Annotated in this window: 1 protein-coding gene and 1 pseudogene; both read right to left on the bottom strand. The window is 40.1% G+C overall.

Features of this window, described 5'->3' with window-relative positions; translation table 11 throughout:
* Positions 1-3,284, bottom strand: a 3,284-nt coding sequence (locus HR060_RS19705; RefSeq protein ID WP_174201838.1) for a methyl-accepting chemotaxis protein, incomplete at its 3' end; no start/stop codon positions are given.
* A gap of 184 nt (positions 3,285-3,468) precedes the next feature.
* Positions 3,469-3,846: pseudogene (locus HR060_RS19555) on the bottom strand (methyl-accepting chemotaxis protein); the annotation flags it as partial.

Genomic DNA, 3,846 nt, shown 5'->3' on the forward strand with positions numbered 1-3,846 from the left:
GAGCCATCTTCTACTTTTGCTACACTGTCTCGAATTAAGTCTTTAATTTCTTTTGCCGCTTCTGCTGAGCGTTGAGCCAAGTTACGAACCTCGCCTGCAACAACCGCAAACCCTCGACCTTGCTCGCCTGCTCTTGCCGCTTCTACCGCAGCATTTAACGCTAGTAAGTTGGTTTGGAAAGCAATTTCATCTATCACACCAATAATATCGGCTATTTTCTTACTCGAATCATTAATCTCTGACATGCCTGTCACTGCGCGCTCGACAACTTCACCACCTTGAACGGCTTTCGTTTGGGCATCGCTCGCTAACTGATTAGCAATTTGAGCATTATCCGCGTTTTGTTTAACCGTACTGGTCATCTCTTCCATCGACGAAGCCGTTTCTTCTAATGAAGACGCTTGCTCTTCTGTACGTTGGCTTAAATCTGCATTACCTTGAGCAATTTCATCAGCACCCGAAGCAACCGTATTTGCCGATTGGTTTACTCGCGCAATAATTTCCGTCAGCTTAGTTACCGTCGCATTGGCATCTTCTTTAAGCTTACCAAATGCTCCTTGGTAATCACCTTCTATTCGCTTCGTTAAATTACCGTGCGCCATCGCATCTAGCATTTCAACAGTATCATTAATGACGCCATCACAAACATCAACTAAGCGGTTTAAGCCATCGCCTAAACCTTTAAAGAAGCCATCTTTATTGTCTAAGTTCATGCGAACAGATAAATCACCTGCTGCGGCTTTATCAACTAAGTTATCTATTTCTTTTTCAACTGCGACTTCTTCTGTTCTGTCGCCCCACTCAACTACCGTACCTATACGCGTACCGTCATCAGCCACTATTGGATTTGCCACAAGTTTGAAAGTACGGCCGCCAATTTCAAGCTCAGTCGAATACGTCGATGTTGTTGTTGCCAGCGCGTTTTGTCTATGTGCGGGGCTTTGTTCGAAGACATCGATATGATTCCCCATAATGTTTTTTGCATTAAAACTAGGGATAACTGAGCATATATCTGATTCGGCAGTTTTCATCATATGGTCAATAGCATCATTCATATAAATAATTTTGTTATCCGCATCAGCAATTAACGTATTGGTTGAAACATTATCCAGCGCCTGCTTAATACGAGCATTTTCATTTGCCAGTCGCTGTTCTTGTTCGTGCTTAACTCTTTCAACCTCTTGCTGAGCCAAGATTTGTGTCATATCTTGCCACTCAATAACCGTACCTAACCGATTATTGCTATCGTCAAATACTGGTGTAGCTGTTAAATCAAACGTTAAGCCAGCAACCTCCAAACGAGATTGGTAAACCTTGCTTAAGTTTTTGTAGTGTTCTTTTAGGTTATCTTGGCCTTTGAAAAAGATAGAGAAGCTCTGACCAATTAACCGACTTGCATCAAAAGCAATTAGCTCATTCTGCAATTGGGCGCCATTTTTTCTCATCAAGGTGATGATTGAATCGTTTAGATAAGTGACATTTAGCTCAGTATTTAACATCATCACATTCGCTTGGCATTTATCCAAGGCTGTTTTTACTCGAGTAGAAGCTTGAGCTTCTTGTTCAGCTTGCTCTGCCAATTGTTTTGCTTGTGCGGCTAATGCTTCGGCATGCTCTGCCGATTCGATCGCATTTTGTTTAGCCACTTCGGCCTCTTGCTCAGATTGAGCTGCTTCTTCAGCCGCTTTTAACGCTTTTTCAGCTTGCTGCTTAGCGTTAGCTTGTTCTGTACTGGCTTGTTTTGCAGATTCTTCAATCATCTCAACGGCATTGTTAACGTTCGTTGCCAGTGTATTGATATCACCAGCAAAGGTTTCATTGACTCTATGCCCTTTTACGCCCTGGCTAGTATCCGTTAAGACTTGGCTGATATCTTTAAATGCTACTTGCAAGTTAGAAAGTAGCTTATTAAGTGCCGCAGACATGACGCCTACTTCATTTTTACTTTGATACTGACTTCGCAAATCAAATTGACCTTTAGTCGATAAGTCTTCAAGTAAATTTGAAATATCTTTGATCGGTCTAGAAATACTTTTTGAAATAGTAAAACCAAATAAGCTCACAATAATGAGTACCGCTAAACACAAGATTGCTACAGTCCAAAAGATATCGCTGATAGCAGCAAAGGCTTCTTCTGTTTCAATGGTCACCATAATTCGCCAATCAAGACCTCTAATATCCAATTTGGCAAATGAGGCAAAGACTTCTTTACCGTCATAACCTTGAGTGATTTCATACCCAACTTTTTGCGATAATGAGTCTTGATAAATAGTACCTGTTAGCTTGGCTTTAGCTGGCTCTTTAAATGCGTAAGTCAAAGAAATAGCTTCTTTTCCTAAGCTTGAATCACTTCTAGGGAGTAAATCAGCGCCGTATAGATAGCTATCACCTGTTTCACCTAAACCAACTCTTGGCGTCATAATTTCAAGAATTTCTTCATAAGGTAACTGGTAAACCAGTACACCAATGACCTGACCATTTTTTAAAATAGGTGAGCCGATAAATAATGCCGGTGCATTATAAGAAGGTAAGTAGGCTTGATAATCTTTGATAACTGTTTGTTTTCTAGCCAACACTTCGCGGTAAGTATCAGCAAAATTCGTATCGCGATAAGGTCCATATTTAAGCGATGTAGCAAAATCTAGTTCTTTAAAAACAGAGTAAACGATATGACCTGTGTCAGGTTTGATCAGGAAAATATCGTAGTAGCCATACCGTTGTAAGGTTGAATTAAATACTGAGTGATATTGGCTATGCACAGACGAGTAGCGAGAATCATCTGAGCTAGTATTTAAATTGTTTTTTTCACCAAGCGGATGTGGGTTAGCCGCTATGTATTGGTGTTGGAAAAAAATAGCTTCATCGCTTAATGACAGCATATCGCGAAGCGGTGCCTTTGCTCTATTCTCTTTTTCAAATTTAGAACCAAACTCATTGTTATAAAAACTTGATAATGGTTGTTTGAACTCAGTTAATTTTCGCGAGTCTGTATTTGTTTCAGCAATAGCAGTATAAAAAGTTTCATTAAATTGCTGCATAGCGGCAATAACATCAGTTCTTTCTGCCATTGCTTCTAAATCATTCACCGCCCCATTGATATAATTTTCAACAGCCTGTTTTCGCGTTTCTTTCACCGTCGCCAATTTTTCAATTTCCAACTCATGAATAATATTCGACGACATGTGCTGCGCAGTAAAACCTACGACTAACATTGGAATGATCGCAAAAGTAATGAATGAAAAAATCAGTTTGGATGCGAGCGTCATATTTTTTAAACCAAGCATAGGGCTTTTCTTCCGTATAGATCAGAAATCTGTATTACCAGTATCAATAAAATAGCAAACTACTAGATAAAATCGATTGAATAACAATAATTTAATAGTTCCAGTATTAATCTTACTGAGCAAGTGTCAGATACAAAAAAGGAAGCATAACGCTTCCTCTTTTCAGTAATACTACGTTTACTAATTAAAACTCTTCCCACTCTTCATCATCAGTGTGAAATGCTAAACCAGCTGGTTGCTGCGCTTGTGGTTTAGTATCAAAATTCGCTTGCGAAGGTAGCGATACATCCTTAACTGGAGAGCGGCTTCCCATAAACTCCACATGGCGGCTGTCCCCTCCAGATTCTACGGTAAAGAATGACAACAACTGTTTCATCGCTCTAGCTTGCTCTGACATCGACTCGCCTGCTGCCGATGCTTCTTCGACTAGTGCTGCATTTTGCTGTGTCATTTCATCCATTTGATTAATGGCTTTATTAACCTGTTCGATACCAGAGCTTTGCTCATTAGACGCTATCGAAATATCCGCTATCATCTGACAAACTTTCTCTACCGCACTGAC

The organism is Marinifaba aquimaris, from assembly GCF_013328345.1.
GTDB lineage: Bacteria > Pseudomonadota > Gammaproteobacteria > Enterobacterales > Alteromonadaceae > Marinifaba > Marinifaba aquimaris.